The following is a 15,319-nucleotide window of genomic DNA, read 5'->3' as shown; positions in this document are numbered from 1 at the left end:
CCGCTTTTGAGTTCTGTCGCAGATACCTTCTCTGATGAAATTGGTAGAAGGCTGCCTTCAGATACTCTCATTGATGCCACGGTCAACACCTTGACAGAGCAGGTATTCAGCCATATTCCTTTCTATCCACAAACTTCAGGTTTAGGTTGCCCTTCCACGTGTAAATAATGTCGCCATTGCCAAGTTTTACGAACACCTTTTATAGATGAGAAATAAGGTATCCCAAACTTAGCTTGGTCCAATATGGTAATAGACCAATCCTTGTCACCGATAAAGCGGAACACTATTTTGTTGGATGAAATTAATTGCGATTCAGAGAATGAGCCGGTGCAGTACATCGCACCGATGGTAAGGGAGTCCAGCACATTGAAGCTATCATCTAGCAGATGTACATGTAGCATATCTTCAAAAGGGGTATCGTCGGTAGTGAAGATTAAAAACCAATCTTTATAGCGTGCACAAAGCTCAAGTGCCGTGCCAGTTATTTTAGTCTGTATGCGTCGGTTGTGATCGACAATAATGCTTTTTTGTTCATCTATAGGATGTAGGTTGAAGTCAGATTTAGGGATTAACTTCATAGTGCTATCGTCACGCTAGACTGATACTGAAAGAAATAAAAACAAGAGGATGTTCTATTAGGCTTTCTCTTGGCGGACGTAGATACTCCACAGCCTAGAAATTATGAGTTTTCGGCGAGCTCTGGAAGCTGCTTTATTACTCTTTTGTTTGCCGCGCTGGCCGTAAAAATTAAGATCAGACCATGCAGTACTAGCGAAAACACCATGCTAAAGACGAAAATAGAAAGACTTATATTTGCAGCAATGAAAGCAGGTGCACCCAAGAGAGTCGATGCGATCGCATCTCCGAGTAGAGCAAAGAGAATTAAGTGCCACTTTTCTTCACCGAAGAGTAGTCGTCGATTTTTGGTACTATAGGATTCAAAACACCAAAGGGCAACGAGAACCAATATGATACTGTCGATAAAGACGGGATCCTCTATATCGAATTGAGTCAAAGCCCCTGTCAGTGCTAGCAAAACCAGAGTATAGAGCAGTGTAAAGCGTGACAGAAATCCTATCTTGGTCATGATTATTCCTTAATCCAGCATATTTGAATACAGGGCGTTATCATCTCTGGAACCGATGTGGTGAGCAAGATCGGCTAGGCAAGTATTTAGCAAAGTATTTGTAAAGGTCTTATCGCCGTTAGAGGCTGTTCAAACCGATTCGTAACAGAACTAGCGCATCAAGACAGGATTGTTAAATTTTTAATAATAAAAAATCAACGCTGTTCCGATCACATTACTGGCTAAACCAATGAAGACAGCGAAAAGGCTGCTGAGTCAGGTTGTTTGTGCCCTGCTTGTGGAGAGCGTACCGTTGTTTATCTTGGCGATGCTTCTGAGAGTAAAGTGATAGAACGGCTTCGCGTCACATGCTTCCATGGGACAATGGCAGTTAGCATTAGCGCTCAGTGAGGTCAGGGTATAAAAATAGATCAGATTATAAAGTCTGAGGGAAGCGCTTGCCTCTCTGGTCAAATCACGCTACAAAAGGGTACATTATGAACCAACATAGCGGCGATCAAAGACGATCTGAAGCGGCATAGTCCAAACAGACTCTGATGTTTAGCGAGTTATTTAACAGGGACGTCCCACCATGAAAAAAGCAAATTCCCTATATAGACAACGCAGCCGTTCAACAGTGGGTTATACCCGCAGCTACGCTGCCGTATAACCCTTAATTGTTAGAAAGGAGCCATCGTGACATTCGAGCAGGTCGCATTAGAACTTAGGCAATTGAACGAAAAAGTGCCGAAACCATTACGCTTGCCCAGTGAGCACGAAGTGGCAGGCGCAGAATCAAGATTAGGTGTTTCTTTTCACCCTGAGTTTCGACGCTATCTGCTCGAGCTTTCAGACGTCGTATTCGGCCCATTTGAGCCAGTCACACTCACAATCCCCGACTCACATACTCACTTGGCCAGAGTTGCTACTCACGCTTGGTCAGACTGGGGTGTCCCACGTGATTTGATTCCCATATGCCACGACAACGCCGATTTCTATTGTGTGACTAAAGACGGGGATGTCGTGTTCTGGTCCCATGACATGCACGATCTGTCTGGAGAAAAATGGTCGTCAGTAAAACACTGGATCAAAGATGTCTGGATCGAGGAAACAAAATCTTTCTAACAATCACAGGAACGGCGACGGCTACTACATTGCGACTTCGCCTCCATTCCGCAGCCGCGCTTGCTGGGGGCGTTATGGCAATAGAACTCGAATTCAGCTCAAGTGATTAAGGAACAGTCGATATGGAAGATAATCAAGAAGAGTTAAAAATTGCGGAAAAGTATCTCACTGAAATGCTAAACGCAGATCAAAACGGAGATTATGCTTCTTTCATAAAACGTTATGAAACTGTTGATTCAGGTTTTAGCGAAGATGTTTTTATCAAAGACGTAGAGGTGATGAAAGATGAGTTAGGGACCTACAAAGAAAGGGTATATCTTGGCTCGTTAAATTGCTCGGGTAAAGGTAGCCCACAGAGATCTTTAAGGTTTGTGTGGCGTGGAATTTATGAAAAGAATGAGGCTCTTATCGTCTTGGGTATACACCAAAATGCCGGTGTCTGGTACGTTAATGAGAATCATATTTCTTAGTCGTGTGGTTGTGCAGCGGCCATAACAAACAGCTCCAGCGGACATGTAGGCTTCCCTGGTTTTTGTGTCCATTCCGCTCCGCTGCATTCTACACAAAAACCACTCCAGCCCACATGCTCGCCGAGTCGGGCGTTAGCTTACAAGGAGATTATTTTACATGGATAACAATTTGAAATTATTGGCTCTAGGTAGTTTGTACTATGATGATAATGAAATAAAAAAACAAATAGATGCTATTGATGAACAAAACTTGGATGAGTTGGTATTCGGAGAAAATCCAAAGTATGAATGGTTTGATTGTATTCCTGAGATAGAAAAGCAGTTACTTGCAATTAATATAACTGAGAAACAGTTTGAAAAAATTACTCTTCTCTCTGGGGAGTGTTGTAAAACTCATCATCTAATTATGCCTAACTGGGATGGAGAAGGGGATGAGTTTGCAATCAAGTCATTTTCAGGTGTAGAGATAATGGTAAATTTAAAGAAGTTAGAATTTCTTGATTTCGCTTCTGCGAAAGATATCGAGAGACTATTTGAACTTGGTATTGAAGAAATAGATGAATATTGCGGCTTGAGTGATGATCATAAAAGAGTATTCATTGATATGGGAGTAAAAGTAAGCTAACAAGCACTTAATCGGACAAAAACAGTTGGTTAGGTTCCGCTTCGCCTCACATTTTAACCAACACTTTTTGTCCGCTTAAGTGGGCGTTAGCTTGAAAAGGAGGTCAAAAGAAATGAGTATTATCACTGCAAGCATCAATGACTCGGAAGAGATAGCAAAAATCGTAGCAATCTCAAACAGAGATGTTGCTGAAAAGTTTAATCTAAATCGACAAAATAACCCCAAACATCCATCGTTCTACGATAAAGAATGGGTTTTGTCAGATTTTGAAAGAGGAGAAGAGTATTTTCTCTATAGAGAGAATAAAAAACCTATAGGCTGCGTTGCTTTCGAGCAACCCAATTCTCATATTGGGTATTTAAACAGGCTCTCAGTATTGCCAAACAATCGTAAGAAAGGCATTGGTGAAAGATTGGTATCTCATACCCTTGATTATGCAAAATCTAAAGGTGTTGAAGAGATTAGTATTGGTATCATTGCTAAACACGAAGTTTTGAAAAACTGGTATATTCGTCTTGGTTTCATTGAAAATGGGTTAAAGGAATTTCCGCATTTACCATTCGATGTTTTATTTATGAAATACAATCTAGCTTAACATATGCAAAGTAAAGAAATTAATTTGATTGTTTTAATTGAGGTGTAACCCGGGAAGGCTGAAGAGCAAATCAATTTATTCAAAAAACTTCAGCCATTAGTCTTAAATGAAAAAGGCTGCATGGAGTATAATCTTAGCACACTTGCCGGTAGCGACGTTGAGTTCGTAATAACAGAGTGCTGGACGTCCTCTGGAGATTTAGCAGCACATGACTTATCGCCACACATGCAAGAAGCAGATTCAATAACCCCCACATTTAGGGCAAAACCTGAAACCGCTCTTCAATTAGATGAAGTTTGAAAATTTACAAGCTAACAAAGGGCTCCACGGAATCCGCTCGCTGCGCTTGCTCTCCTGTGAGCCCGAGCGTTAACTGGATTGAAGACGAGGTAGGTACGATGAAAAAAATTGCAGTCATTGGTTCCGGCGGTTCTGGCAAATCCACATTCTCGGCTTTATTAGGTAAAGAATTGAACTTGCCTGTTCATCACCTCGATCAGCTATATTGGAAACCAAATTGGGTTAAAACTCCAAAAAAAGACTGGATAAAAATTCAAGAGAGCATCTGTGATAGCGAGTGTTGGATTATCGATGGTAATTATCAGAGTACACTTGATATAAGAATTGAAGCTTGTGATACAGTAATATTCTTGGATGTAAACCGCTATACCTGTATCTATCGAGCGCTAAAGAGAATATTTTTAAGTACTAAGCCTCAATATCTAGCCGACGGTTGTGATGAGAGGTTTAATATCGACTTTATCAAGTTTCTATGGGAATATCCGGGAAGTTCAAAACCTGTAATCATGGATAAACTCAATGCGCTTAAAAGTAAAAAGCGTGTAATTATCGCAAAATCGGGAAAGCAAGCGCTCCGCCTTTGCAAATCCAGTTAACACGATGCTCAAGTTCGTTCGCTACGCTCACTGGGACCCTCGCAGCTGTGCTACTACCAAGCTCAACATGACACTCATCTTAGAAAGTGACTCCCCGCTCACTTTTGGCTGAACCACAAAAATAAGCCTGTTCCGATTAGAGCGGGCTTATTTACACTCTTTTAGACTCTAGATTTATATGCTTTATGCGGTTTATTGAATACGAGAAGTGAGTAGTTCTGACCAGTTTAGATCATATGTGTTGAGAGGTGAGTTTGGTTTACTAGGCGAGTAGCTGTTTCGTTTTGCTTATTTTTGGCCATCGCTTATAGCCTGCATTCTGGTAGTAGCTTGATAGGATCAGTTCTGTACCAACGGCTGCGTGGGTGTGTTGTTCAAATTCGATGGCGATGATAATCCAGTTTCGGATGGGATATTAAGGCGCTGTAAAATGGGTGCAAACGAGAGATCTATGCTGTCTCATCGAGTAAGGCTTGGGACTTAAAACGACCTTCCCAACAATTTGTCAGAAACTAATTGGAACCGCGGAGCGGGCCCAAAAGGTAAAAGATAGGACGCTTTTTACTGAACGACCAGTGCAATCATCTTCTTGGTTTGTCTGGTGAGCGGTATTTTCATTTCAGCTGCCCCAAAAGTCCTACCTCATTCTGTTGTAAGAGTGTCTATTTTTGAATGGGCGGTTACTCGGTTGCGCCCTTGGTGCTTCGAGAAGTAGAGAGCTTTGTCCGCTTGAGCGAGTAATTGATCTAAGGTTGCGCTTCCTTGTGAGTTTACAGTTATCCCCATGCTAGCCGTAAAACGAACAATTGACTGTTCGTGGGTCAGCTCGATGTGGCTGATTTCTTGTCTGAGATGTTCGGCCATCTTCATTGCGTCATTTTCTTCTGTATTCGGTAAAATCACGGCAAACTCTTCTCCACCTAAACGCCCTATAATGTCGATTGAGGGAAGGTTGCTTTTCAGAACCTCTGCAAAGGTGATCAAAGCCTGATCGCCTAAAGCATGACCATAGGTGTCATTGAGTGCCTTAAAATTATCGAGATCAATCATAATCAAGCTAATGGGATAGTGCTGTGTTTCGGCTTGATTGAGCAGCTGCCTTCCTGTGTTAAAAAATGCGCGACGATTCCGCAGCTTGGTAAGTGGATCGCTATAGGCTAGTCGCTCGGCATTTTCCTTAGCTCGCTCAAGATCGCGAGTTCTAACTTTAACCTTTTCATCGAGCTCTTGGTTTAGTTTTAACAATTCGATTTGGTTCATATTGACCCGCTGAATCAGTTGGTTATAACTGTCTTTCAAGATGAGTAATTCATTTTCATCTGTCCAGCTAATATCTAAATCTATCGGGTTTGGTGATTGCGGATCTTGCTGATGAATTTTAAAAGTAAATTCTTTTAGTGGTTTACCAAGGTACTTATTAATGAAGAAATAAATAATCACCCAAAGCATACAAGTCTTGATAATGGAGTTAACCAAAATAAGTATGAAGCCATACTTCAATCGCTCAAAAACCAGTCGGTCGCTTGAATAAAGTGTTACTGTGCCGAGTGGAATTTTTTGATCAAATGCTGGCCCTTGATAATAAATAGGAAACTCGTGATCGAAGAGTGACTGAGAGCCTAGCCCTGTATGTGTTTGCTTGGTCGATAGACCGTCAGAGTTGTAGTACTCAACTTGACGTTGTTCGTTTAACACGGCACCGATTTGAAAATCCATTTTTTGGTCAAGCGAACTAACTTTGACGCCAACCACGATGGGTAGGTTGTACATCCCCTGTATAATTGATTGCATTAACTCTTGGTTATAGGTCCAAACGGAGTCGGAGATCCCTTTGCCAAAGGTAGATGGTAGGGTTTGGATTTCATTATAAAATTCTGTTCTAGTGTTTTCGTACTCTTTGTAAAGCTGTATGACCGTAACTAGGACAGCTACCAAAAAATAAACGCCGAAGATCATCAACAGTAGGTGCAGGGCAATAGAGCGATGGTAATGCTTAAGCAACGGTTGCATGCAACAAGCCTTAGTTGTCAAAGAACAGGTTACTCGGCTTTCCAATCTTTAATGCCATACTGCTCTAGTAATTTCTGAAGACGTCCATCTTCTCGCATTTTCAGGGTTTCCTCGGACACTATTTTGGCGTATTCAGAGGAGTTAGGGTTTTTGGGTGAGAAGCTGGTGAAGACATCAATCGTCACATCAGTTGTTCCAGAAACCTTTATTTGATCGGCCAAGGCCATTTGTTGCGCTTTATATTGTAAGACGATTTTGTCTTCAATCACTGCGGTTAGACGACCATTGATAAGCATTTCAAGCAATCGTTCTAAAGGCTTTTCACCCGTGATAGCCAGAACATTTTTAGGGTTTTGGTTTAAATATTCCATTACAGTTGGGTCAACGTAGTCATATCCTTTAATGACGCCAATGAGCTGTGCCTGCTTAAGTGACTCTTTGCCGTTGTAGTACCAGTTCGAATCTTGAAGGCTGAAGAACGTGCTGTTGCTCTTACCTAAAGCAAAGGCAGGGTAGATAAAGTCAGGGGCTTCTTCTCGGTAGCAGGCCATCGTTCCGTCAAGTTTACCCTCTCGAACCAATTGCAGCCCGCGCGAGTAGGATACCTCCACAAACTCGATCGTGTGTCCTTTTGCGCCCAAAGTTTCAACGAGTAAGTCTCCAAGGTAGCCTACTTTACCTTGGTTTTGGCTAGCGATGCAGTCGTAAGGACACCATTCGTCGGTGGCGATTCTTAGCGTGTCTGAAACGGCGGGTGTAGAAAACATAGCAGAAAAACCGACTAATAGAGTACTCATAGTAAGAGATTTGCTTGCTTGATTTAAGCGTTTATTTTTCGAAGGCATGATTATCTTCCTATGCGATTGCCCCTTAACTTTACATTAGTTTTACTGCAATATCTGCAAAGAATATTCTTCACTAATCTGCATACAGAAAATACTTACACAAATGCGTCTGCTATGGACGTCATGCCATAGGGCAAGATTTTTCAAAGGGAGCAAGATGGGTGATAAAGTAAAGACGGCCTTGAAATGGATCAAAGGACTTTTGGATAGCGAGGGAGTTGAGTATCAAATTGTTGGTGGATTAGCGGCAACGATTCATGGGGGCAGTCGTGAAGTCGCAGACATCGACCTCTATATCCACAATTCAGATGCAAGCAAGGTCTTGGCTCGCGTATCGCAGTTCGTATCTAAGCCGTTGAGTCATTATGCTGAGTATGGTTGGGATCTAGAGTATTTCCAATTAGTTTACCAAGATCAAAAAATCGAAATCGGTTTATCTCAAAATACGAAGATACAATCGGCTCTAGATGGCTTTTGGTATGAGCTTAGAATCGATTTTTCGGAGTCAGTTGTAAAGCAATATCAAGGTATTGAGATACCAGTTATTCCTGTACATCGTCTAGTCGAGTATAAGCGAATATTGGGTAGGGAAGTCGACCTAATTGACATACAAGAACTAACGTCGAGTTCAGTGCTCTAGCAATGTAGTGATACGTTGGATATCACATTAGGAAGCGTTCTTGTGTTTATGGTGCAATAGGGTTGAGTTGGCCAGATAGTTTTGGCTGGTTTAGCGCGTTTCAAAATCCTACATAATAAAGCGCCGCTAGATGATCCCTAGCGGCGCTTTTGTCGTTATATCTCTGACTAAGATTGCGTTTTGAAGCGCGCGCTTAGAGTGTTTAACTCTGTGCTAAGCGTTTTAAAGCGTGTTCACTGCTACGACGGATTCTTGTGAACCTTCACTGGTTTGATCTGCCAATTGGCGCACATTTTCGATACTTTGGTTGATCTCTTCTGCTACATGAGATTGCTCTTCCGACGCTGTGACGATTTGCTAGTTCATGTCTTGGACATAGCCCATTTGCTCACGGATGTCGTTAAATAAGGGGATTAAGCTGCGTGCATTGTCGGCGTTTTGCGTAGACTTCTCACGGCTGACTTGGATTTTGTCTAGTGACTCTTGAGCCCCATTTTGCAGCTGTATGATTAGTTCTTCGATTTCTTTCGCAGAATCCTGTGTACGGCTAGCAAGTCCTCCAGGGTCAGCAGTAGCTCTAGGCCGAAACCTAAGGCAAGCTTGGCTCCAATGGACAGGTTCTCTAAGAGAGTCTTCATAACTATTCATTCATAAGGTCGAAATTTGAACGGTTACTCGATAGTATAAAGCGCTTCCAATCATTTCATTTGGTGATGCTAGGACTTGCTATGAGAACCGTTTTATATCTATCGCTTGTGCTTATTAGCACTGTGACCACCAGTCATGCCGAGTCCTTATGCCAATCAGGGGAGCATGTCTCGTTCTCTTGTGGCTTTAACACCAAAAGCGTGTCGGTATGTCGTAATGGTGACGATAACTTAGTTTATCGATTTGGCACTGAGTCGAATATTGAGCTGGAGCTGATATCAGAGGTGCATTATAGCCGCACTGCCTACAGTGGCGGTGGTGAAGGTCACTTAACATTTGACAATGGCGATTACCGCTATGTGGTATATTCCGCTATTAGTAACGGAGAGGTGCAGCAAGATGGCACCCGTGACAAGGATATTCGAGCGGGTATTTATGTTCTTAAAGGTAGTCAGTTACTGACTGATATTCAGTGCCAAGGGTACTCAGGTAAAAGCTTTATTCATGATTTGCCCGCTTATCAAGAAAAGCCTTTTGAATTTTATAATTGATTGATACTTTACTTGTTCGAGGGGACTTTGTGCTGCATAGCAAGCCTGAGAATATAATTAGCTTGCTCTCTCTGTTAAGTGTGCAATTATTACTGAAACCTAAGTTCTACCTAGCCCAATCAAGTTTAACCCTTTTTTCTTCAGCTTCTTTATAATCTGTCATTTCTGCTTGGTGTTGAGCTCAACCAGCTGTGCTGGTCTTTTTTAGTGCTCCAAGTTTTCTAACTAGGCTCACACTTAATTTGAAAGTAGAGTAACAGCACAGTTTTGCGCTATGTCGTCATGGGAATCTTATTGAGAGTGCTAGTACACAATAAGATTAGTGTATAAAAATAGTAAGGTTTGAGAGAGTTGCTTGCCTAGCGGCCCAAATCGCGTTAAAAAGATTGAATAAAAGTAGCATGATTTAGAATGATTCTGATTTCGGCTATTTATACAATCGAGAAGCCCCCTCATGCAAAAGTTAGATACTCTAAATTGTTAAATATAAACATGAATCGACATCGTATTGTGGCTAAGCTAATTGAATGGAGCGTACCGATTCTAAATCTGTTCAGGAATCCAGAAGAGTGGCCTTATCCTTTTGAGCAATTAAATGAGTTTGAAGATCATACACTTGGTAAAGCGCTATATAATTTTTTGAACAGTAGAAATCTAGGGTACCTACCAAAATATGAAGAGCATGATACATATCATGTTCTGCTTGGGTATGGGACTTCTGTAACAGAAGAGTTAAAGCTTCAGGCCTTTATGTGGGGCAATAAAAATTCTACGTTTGCAGGTAGGGTACTCTTTATTATTGGTTATATTGTTTTTCCTTCCAAGCATTCTTTACTTAAAAGGGAAATGATTCGCGGTAGCAATGCGAAGCCTCTTTCAGGTATTTTAGTAGCCTCTATGATTCCGATGAATCTCTTAGAGTTGAGGTCCAATCTATGTATAGATTGATTTCAGGTATAGCTGCTGGTTTTTTCATATTTATAGTATGGATAATATACTTAGCGGGTACCGGAGGTGAGAGTGTTTTCTTTGATTTTATTGAAACGATCCCTTATGGCGACAAATTGGGACACATGTGTGTGTTTGGCTTTCTAACTTTAGTTAGCATTATTGGTTCTAAGTTTCGATATTTTAAATATGGTAGATTTAAATTCTATTATGGTGCGACGTTCGTTATGCTATTTGTGATTGGTGAAGAGTTAAGTCAAGCGTTTATAGAAACTAGAACATTTGACTTGACCGACTTGGTTGCAGATGCAGTAGGTATAGTCGTAGCAATATTGATTGTTTTTTTAGCACGAAAACGACTAAAGAGTGCCGCTATTTAATGTATATTTAAAGGCTGTATGAGATGGGGCGAAAAAATGCTTCGATATTTTTGGTTGTTTTTAATGTTTTTTTAGGTGCGTATCTTTTATGGGATTCATTTGAGGTAATTGCTTTTCACCAAGCAGAAGGGACATCGAATGTTTTTGAGTACATAATTCGATGTGTTGTTTTTTTAATACCATTAATTTCCTTGGTTTCAATTACATACCCAAAGAAATCACAATTGATGTATATTGCAGTTGTATATAATTCTCTAATGGTAATAGCTACTTTATATGGATATTATGTAGTGATAATTGAAGGCGGCTATAAGTTCCAAGCTGTTTACATTATACTCATTTATACTTTGGTTTTTTCATTTAACGCTTTAATGGTATGGCGCTTAAACAGAAAAGCCCTTTCAGTTTGATAAGTACGTACTTTAGGTGAGTCAGAATCCATTCCACCAGCAATTGGCCTAAGCGTTATTTAGGATCAAAAAATCGCCATTTTGGCTGCGGTTGCTGAAGTAATGTCTATTCGTCTAGTTGCTTACGCGAAGCAGTGTTGTAAAGATGACACGCCGATATGAAAAAGGCGCGTCTCTCCGTTTTAAAGTGCTTTTTTACGCAAGCTTTCCAGTAACCAATCCACCACGGGCTCGGCGATGTCCTCAGCACGGTCGTGTTTCATCCAAGATGAGTAGTCGATCATAGTGAGGTTTTCCTGTTCGCCGAATATCCAAGACCAGTCGATATGATGGCTAATGTCCTTCATATTATCCTCAACAAAGTCTGTTAACGCATTGCTTTTGGGGTGAATCTCACCGTTTTCCATGGTGCCAAGAGGGCGGCCAAAACGAAAGTTATCAAGCACCGTTTCAAGATCCAGTTCACTTGCCCCGCCTGTGATTCTAAAGAGTGCGGCGTCTAGACGATCGCGACGCTCTATGGCCTCCGCCATGGCTTGCTCTTTGTATTCATTCAAATCGGGGTCTTGTTGGCTAAATAAAGAAAAGCCCATGCCTGCTGTCGAATCTGAGTTTCGTAATAGGCGGCTATTTTCGCCTTTCTCCCAAGGCTCTAAGCCAAATTGGTTGTACACCATTTGATCGAGCATCTGGTTATTTTGACCTTGTGCCAACCATTCGTTGACGGTTTTTGGACGGGCTTCAAGCTGTTGCTGTTGCGTCTGCACGGCGCTGAATAAGCCACTGAAGGTGTTAACGATGCTGTGAATTTTGTCGGCGTGTGGATGTAAGTTATCGCCCGCTAGCATAGCGGGGTCTTTGCCATCCGAAAGGTTGTCGAGCATCTGTTGCAGTGACAATGTTGGCTCGATATTTTGCATTTGCACACTGATATTGGCCGAAAGCGTTGAGTACAGGTTGTGGTAATTGGCCAGTAAATTCTGCTGTTCTTGTTGCATTCGACCTGTGGCAAGGACATTTTTCATGGCACCCGCGTCACCCATTCTCAAAGCCATTTCTACCGTCCGCTTAGCATAGTCTTCGTGCACAGGGAATGAGAAGTTCAAGGCGTCGAACATGGAGAAGTTATCTTTATCCTTTATGGAGCCTAGCTCACTTGGCGCGATCATCTGTGCGTCTTGGGCGTCACCTTCGCCATCGCGAATGTTGAAACGAAAACTCTCTAATAGTGCGTCACTTTGCTCGCGCAGCCCATTCAAGCCACTGTAGCGGTGCTTTTCGACCATCGCATCGAGCTCGGTAGAGCGCTCAATGTGTTTGTGGTCTAGCCAGTCAGAAAGATGCTGTGGGAAGTTTTTGACGTCTTGATACTGGTTTTCAACCTGTTGAATCTGCTCTTGGTGTGTCTGCCAAAATGGCGTGATGTGTTCGGCCAATGCCACGCTAGACCCATCCGCATTGACTGTGGGTGCTCGACCCGCGGCAGCGTTGTCGAGTAGCTGGTCCAAATCTACATTGTTGTCGCGTCCTACCTGCTCTTCTAATGCATCGGATAAATTTTTAAAATTCGCTAAATAATCCGCGGCAGTCTGGCGTTTTTCTAAGGTCATTTGTGCCAAATAGTTTGCCGCTTGTTGTCCGACAGCGCCATCCTCCATCATGGCCCACCATTGTGTGTTGGTGCGTTCGCTCCAGAATCTTAGCTTTTCATTTTGCACTAAGGGCTCGTCAGTGCTGGTGCGCATCTGCCTTTCTTGGTAGGCATCGGAGCTTGCACCGATGAGCCCTTCTGCTTTTAGCTCATTAAATTCGCGCACCGTGGCGGTTTTGTCGTTTAAGCGACCCCATAAATCTGGGTTCATTTTAGGTAAGATCGTTGTCATACAAACTCCTTTTACGTTTCTAATCACCTCATAGTGTGGCAACCCTATGCCTCTGATATGGATGATCGTTGGCAAAGTGCTACCAAAATGCCGATCTGTAGGCGATAACCATGTGTTACGCAGAGTATCAGCAAGCTTTGTACCAATCTGTGTGACTCGACATCAATCTGGGTGGGCAATCAGGGCGGCGAACAGTGAGCCATAGAGATGGCATTGGGATGGGCTAGGGGAGTCAGGAGGCGATGAAAGCTCACTACTAAAGAGTGAGCTTCCATCGTGATGGGTAAATGCCTATTTGGTATGCAAACAGGCTTTGTTGATGGGCTGTGATTCTCTGGGTTTTACGTAATGCACCAGTAGATACACAGCGCTGATGCCAATCGCACTGAGCCAGATGTAGCTACCCGTTGCTGAGATCATGGCAAAGAAGCCGCAGCTCATCATCAGGATTCGACCAAACACAGAGACTTTGTGTTTGGCAAAGCCTGATACCCCAATCGCCCAAACCGCCGTGGAGAAGATAAGTCCAAGCCCTGCAATGGCGATGCTGCTATAGCTACCTACGAACAACAGTGCATCATCCGAAATAAAGGCAAATGGAATTAAAAAGGCGACCGCACAAATCTTGAAGGCTTCAAAACTTGTTTTCATCGAGTCAGTACCCGCGACACCTGCTGCGGCAAAGGAAGCGAGTGAAACCGGTGGAGTGACCATGGACAAGACACAGAAATACATGACAAAAAAGTGTGCTTGCAGTTCAGTGATGCCCAATTCTTTCAAGGCGGGCACGTATAACACCGCACCGATGATATACGCCGCCACAGTAGGGAGTCCCATGCCCATGATAATGCACCCAAGTACGATCAGTATCAGTGAAAAGACCATCGAACCGTCTCCCACACTGATCAATCCTGACGCGAATTTAAGCGCTAGATTGGACTGGATAGCAATGGACACGATGATACCAATGGCCATGATGGGAGCCGCAATTTTAGCCGCTTGAACCCCTGAATCTAGCACCATCAAGGGAATGTTTTTTAGGTCGTAGCGGGTGTTTGGGTGCAAGAAAGGCGCTACGAAACAGGTGATGGTTGACCAAAAAACAGCAATTTGTGCTGAGAATCCCAGCACCAATCCACAGACTAATACGATTGGCGGTAATAGCATGTGCAGGCGCGGCAGAATAGGGTCGATCTGCTGGATGTCCTCATCATTGAGGGTGCCGCAGTGATTTTTTTTGGCGTCCAAACCCGCGAAGAAGAATAACGAAAGATAAAATGCCAGTGCCGGAAAAATACCAGCCAGTGCAATGTTGGTGTACGACGTGGCCAGCATCTCTGCCATCACAAACGCCGCAATGCCCATAATAGGGGGCATTAGTTGCCCACCGGTGGAGGCAATGGCTTCATACGCCGCTGCACGCTCGGGTTGAATGCCGGTGCGTTTCATGAGCGGAATCGTGAATACGCCAGTTGAGGTCACGTTGGCGACCGCACTGCCTGAAATGGTTCCCATAAGGCTTGAGCCAATAATCGCGACTTTGGCTCCGCCGCCTGTGGATTTGCCGACCAGTTTGACGGCCAAATCGATGAATAACTGACCCCCACCCACAGCACTGTAGACCACACCAAAGACAATGAAGTAGAAAATGAAGTTGGTGGAGGTCGCGGTGGTAACGCCCAATATACCACTGGTGGTCATGCCTAAGATTTCGGACCACTCATACCAGCCGATTTGACTGAACCCCATGTCGCCACTGAGTTGATAGCCGAAAAGACCGTAGACCAGAAAGGCCGCAATCACGAACAATAAAATATAACCCACGGTGCGGCGTACCGCTTCAAGCAAGACAAACACGAGTATCGAACATACCACAACGTCATAAAACTCGATCGGTGAGACGTTTTCAATACGATTTGATAAACGATCCGCTTCTAAGAAGTAATAGGCACCAACGATTGCGACCATCGCAAAGAGTGCCATCGAGATAATGGCATTGAGTGTGGGGGAAGCCTGTTTTTTTGAGAAGGGCGTGGCGAAGCAAATAATGGCTAAGCTGAGCACCAAATGCGTGGCACGCTCAACCAATGGCAGCTCGGGATTAAACAAAATCCAGTACTGGAATGCCACTAAGGCCAGTGACAACCAAGCACAGGGATTCAGACACAATCTGTACAGATTATTCTTCATAAAATGGCACCAAATATTTATATTTATTGTTTGGTAA

The 15,319-nt window shown here is 43.1% G+C and carries 16 protein-coding genes and 2 pseudogenes; 11 read left to right on the top strand and 7 right to left on the bottom strand.

All coding sequences use genetic code 11. The features are described 5' to 3' along the window. Nucleotides 1-122: 122 nt before the first annotated feature. Nucleotides 123-578, bottom strand: a complete 456-nt coding sequence (locus ACPUEK_RS13575; RefSeq protein ID WP_425641067.1) for a hypothetical protein — start codon at nt 576-578, stop codon at nt 123-125. 101 nt (nt 579-679) lie between these two features. Next, entirely contained in the window at nt 680-1,087 is a 408-nt protein-coding gene (locus ACPUEK_RS13570) for an ABZJ_00895 family protein (RefSeq protein ID WP_425641066.1), read from the bottom strand. Between the two features lie 225 nt (nt 1,088-1,312). Here ACPUEK_RS13570 and ACPUEK_RS13565 point away from each other — a divergent pair. From ACPUEK_RS13565 to ACPUEK_RS13535, 7 genes and pseudogenes are all read left to right on the top strand, one after another. Further along, nucleotides 1,313-1,461, top strand: a pseudogene (locus ACPUEK_RS13565) (IS91 family transposase); the annotation flags it as partial. Nucleotides 1,462-1,762: 301 nt separating this feature from the next. Continuing rightward, nucleotides 1,763-2,191: an SMI1/KNR4 family protein gene (locus ACPUEK_RS13560; protein WP_425641065.1), complete on the top strand. Its 429-nt coding sequence runs from the start codon at nt 1,763-1,765 to the stop codon at nt 2,189-2,191. Nucleotides 2,192-2,313: 122 nt separating this feature from the next. Continuing rightward, nucleotides 2,314-2,661, top strand: coding sequence for a hypothetical protein (locus ACPUEK_RS13555; protein ID WP_425641064.1), 348 nt, complete (start codon nt 2,314-2,316; stop codon nt 2,659-2,661). Between the two features lie 157 nt (nt 2,662-2,818). Then, nucleotides 2,819-3,286 (top strand): DUF6892 domain-containing protein, encoded by a 468-nt coding sequence (locus ACPUEK_RS13550; RefSeq protein WP_425641063.1) that lies wholly within the window; start codon nt 2,819-2,821, stop codon nt 3,284-3,286. A gap of 112 nt (nt 3,287-3,398) precedes the next feature. Continuing rightward, nucleotides 3,399-3,881, top strand: coding sequence for a GNAT family N-acetyltransferase (locus ACPUEK_RS13545; protein ID WP_425641062.1), 483 nt, complete (start codon nt 3,399-3,401; stop codon nt 3,879-3,881). A 60-nt stretch (nt 3,882-3,941) separates the two neighbouring features. Beyond that, a pseudogene (locus tag ACPUEK_RS13540) lies at nt 3,942-4,181 on the top strand (putative quinol monooxygenase); the annotation flags it as partial. A gap of 98 nt (nt 4,182-4,279) precedes the next feature. Further along, nucleotides 4,280-4,777 carry an AAA family ATPase gene (locus ACPUEK_RS13535; RefSeq protein WP_067219283.1) on the top strand — a complete coding sequence of 166 codons (498 nt, stop codon included), beginning with the start codon at nt 4,280-4,282 and terminating at the stop codon, nt 4,775-4,777. A 642-nt stretch (nt 4,778-5,419) separates the two neighbouring features. Here the strand turns inward: ACPUEK_RS13535 and ACPUEK_RS13530 are convergent. Beyond that, nucleotides 5,420-6,787: a diguanylate cyclase gene (locus ACPUEK_RS13530; RefSeq protein ID WP_425641061.1), complete on the bottom strand. Its 1,368-nt coding sequence runs from the start codon at nt 6,785-6,787 to the stop codon at nt 5,420-5,422. A 29-nt stretch (nt 6,788-6,816) separates the two neighbouring features. After that, complete coding sequence (locus ACPUEK_RS13525; RefSeq protein ID WP_425641060.1) at nt 6,817-7,632, bottom strand: substrate-binding periplasmic protein; 816 nt, start codon at nt 7,630-7,632, stop codon at nt 6,817-6,819. Nucleotides 7,633-7,789: 157 nt separating this feature from the next. On the opposite strand from ACPUEK_RS13525, the gene ACPUEK_RS13520 reads away from it, so the two are divergent. Next, a complete protein-coding gene (locus tag ACPUEK_RS13520; RefSeq protein WP_425641059.1) occupies nt 7,790-8,272 on the top strand; it encodes a nucleotidyltransferase domain-containing protein in 483 nt (160 codons plus the stop codon). 357 nt (nt 8,273-8,629) lie between these two features. Here the strand turns inward: ACPUEK_RS13520 and ACPUEK_RS13515 are convergent, their stop codons facing one another. Further along, a complete protein-coding gene (locus ACPUEK_RS13515) occupies nt 8,630-8,920 on the bottom strand; it encodes a hypothetical protein (protein WP_425641058.1) in 291 nt (96 codons plus the stop codon). Nucleotides 8,921-9,000: 80 nt separating this feature from the next. Between ACPUEK_RS13515 and ACPUEK_RS13510 the strand changes: the two genes are divergently transcribed. From ACPUEK_RS13510 to ACPUEK_RS13500, 3 genes are all read left to right on the top strand, one after another. Continuing rightward, nucleotides 9,001-9,471 (top strand): hypothetical protein, encoded by a 471-nt coding sequence (locus tag ACPUEK_RS13510; RefSeq protein WP_425641057.1) that lies wholly within the window; start codon nt 9,001-9,003, stop codon nt 9,469-9,471. Nucleotides 9,472-9,882: 411 nt separating this feature from the next. After that, the gene (locus ACPUEK_RS13505; RefSeq protein WP_425641056.1) at nt 9,883-10,419 is read left to right on the top strand and encodes a hypothetical protein; all 537 of its coding nucleotides are present in this window, start codon (nt 9,883-9,885) and stop codon (nt 10,417-10,419) included. Continuing rightward, a complete protein-coding gene (locus ACPUEK_RS13500; protein ID WP_425641055.1) occupies nt 10,407-10,799 on the top strand; it encodes a VanZ family protein in 393 nt (130 codons plus the stop codon). Before ACPUEK_RS13505 ends, ACPUEK_RS13500 begins: the two co-directional genes overlap by 13 nt. A gap of 592 nt (nt 10,800-11,391) precedes the next feature. Here the strand turns inward: ACPUEK_RS13500 and ACPUEK_RS13495 are convergent. Both ACPUEK_RS13495 and ACPUEK_RS13490 read right to left on the bottom strand, forming a co-directional pair. Then, complete coding sequence (locus ACPUEK_RS13495; protein ID WP_425641054.1) at nt 11,392-13,092, bottom strand: hypothetical protein; 1,701 nt, start codon at nt 13,090-13,092, stop codon at nt 11,392-11,394. A 291-nt stretch (nt 13,093-13,383) separates the two neighbouring features. Then, a complete protein-coding gene (locus ACPUEK_RS13490) occupies nt 13,384-15,282 on the bottom strand; it encodes a TRAP transporter permease (RefSeq protein WP_425641053.1) in 1,899 nt (632 codons plus the stop codon). Between the last annotated feature and the right edge of the window lie 37 nt (nt 15,283-15,319).

The sequence above is a fragment of the Marinomonas gallaica genome (genome assembly GCF_049821165.1).
GTDB lineage: Bacteria > Pseudomonadota > Gammaproteobacteria > Pseudomonadales > Marinomonadaceae > Marinomonas > Marinomonas gallaica.
This window is presented reverse-complemented; position numbering and strand designations above follow the sequence as displayed.

Excerpts from the sequence above, each read along its gene's own strand:
- ACPUEK_RS13575 (WP_425641067.1), bottom strand. The coding sequence starts at position 578 with ATGAAGTTAATCCCTAAATCTGACTTCAACCTACATCCTATAGATGAA.
- ACPUEK_RS13570 (WP_425641066.1), bottom strand. The coding sequence starts at position 1,087 with ATGACCAAGATAGGATTTCTGTCACGCTTTACACTGCTCTATACTCTG.
- ACPUEK_RS13555 (WP_425641064.1), top strand. The coding sequence starts at position 2,314 with ATGGAAGATAATCAAGAAGAGTTAAAAATTGCGGAAAAGTATCTCACT.
- ACPUEK_RS13550 (WP_425641063.1), top strand. The coding sequence starts at position 2,819 with ATGGATAACAATTTGAAATTATTGGCTCTAGGTAGTTTGTACTATGAT.
- ACPUEK_RS13545 (WP_425641062.1), top strand. The coding sequence starts at position 3,399 with ATGAGTATTATCACTGCAAGCATCAATGACTCGGAAGAGATAGCAAAA.
- ACPUEK_RS13535 (WP_067219283.1), top strand. The coding sequence starts at position 4,280 with ATGAAAAAAATTGCAGTCATTGGTTCCGGCGGTTCTGGCAAATCCACA.
- ACPUEK_RS13530 (WP_425641061.1), bottom strand. The coding sequence starts at position 6,787 with ATGCAACCGTTGCTTAAGCATTACCATCGCTCTATTGCCCTGCACCTA.
- ACPUEK_RS13525 (WP_425641060.1), bottom strand. The coding sequence starts at position 7,632 with ATGCCTTCGAAAAATAAACGCTTAAATCAAGCAAGCAAATCTCTTACT.
- ACPUEK_RS13520 (WP_425641059.1), top strand. The coding sequence starts at position 7,790 with ATGGGTGATAAAGTAAAGACGGCCTTGAAATGGATCAAAGGACTTTTG.
- ACPUEK_RS13515 (WP_425641058.1), bottom strand. The coding sequence starts at position 8,920 with ATGAATAGTTATGAAGACTCTCTTAGAGAACCTGTCCATTGGAGCCAA.
- ACPUEK_RS13510 (WP_425641057.1), top strand. The coding sequence starts at position 9,001 with ATGAGAACCGTTTTATATCTATCGCTTGTGCTTATTAGCACTGTGACC.
- ACPUEK_RS13505 (WP_425641056.1), top strand. The coding sequence starts at position 9,883 with ATGATTCTGATTTCGGCTATTTATACAATCGAGAAGCCCCCTCATGCA.
- ACPUEK_RS13500 (WP_425641055.1), top strand. The coding sequence starts at position 10,407 with ATGTATAGATTGATTTCAGGTATAGCTGCTGGTTTTTTCATATTTATA.
- ACPUEK_RS13495 (WP_425641054.1), bottom strand. The coding sequence starts at position 13,092 with ATGACAACGATCTTACCTAAAATGAACCCAGATTTATGGGGTCGCTTA.
- ACPUEK_RS13490 (WP_425641053.1), bottom strand. The coding sequence starts at position 15,282 with ATGAAGAATAATCTGTACAGATTGTGTCTGAATCCCTGTGCTTGGTTG.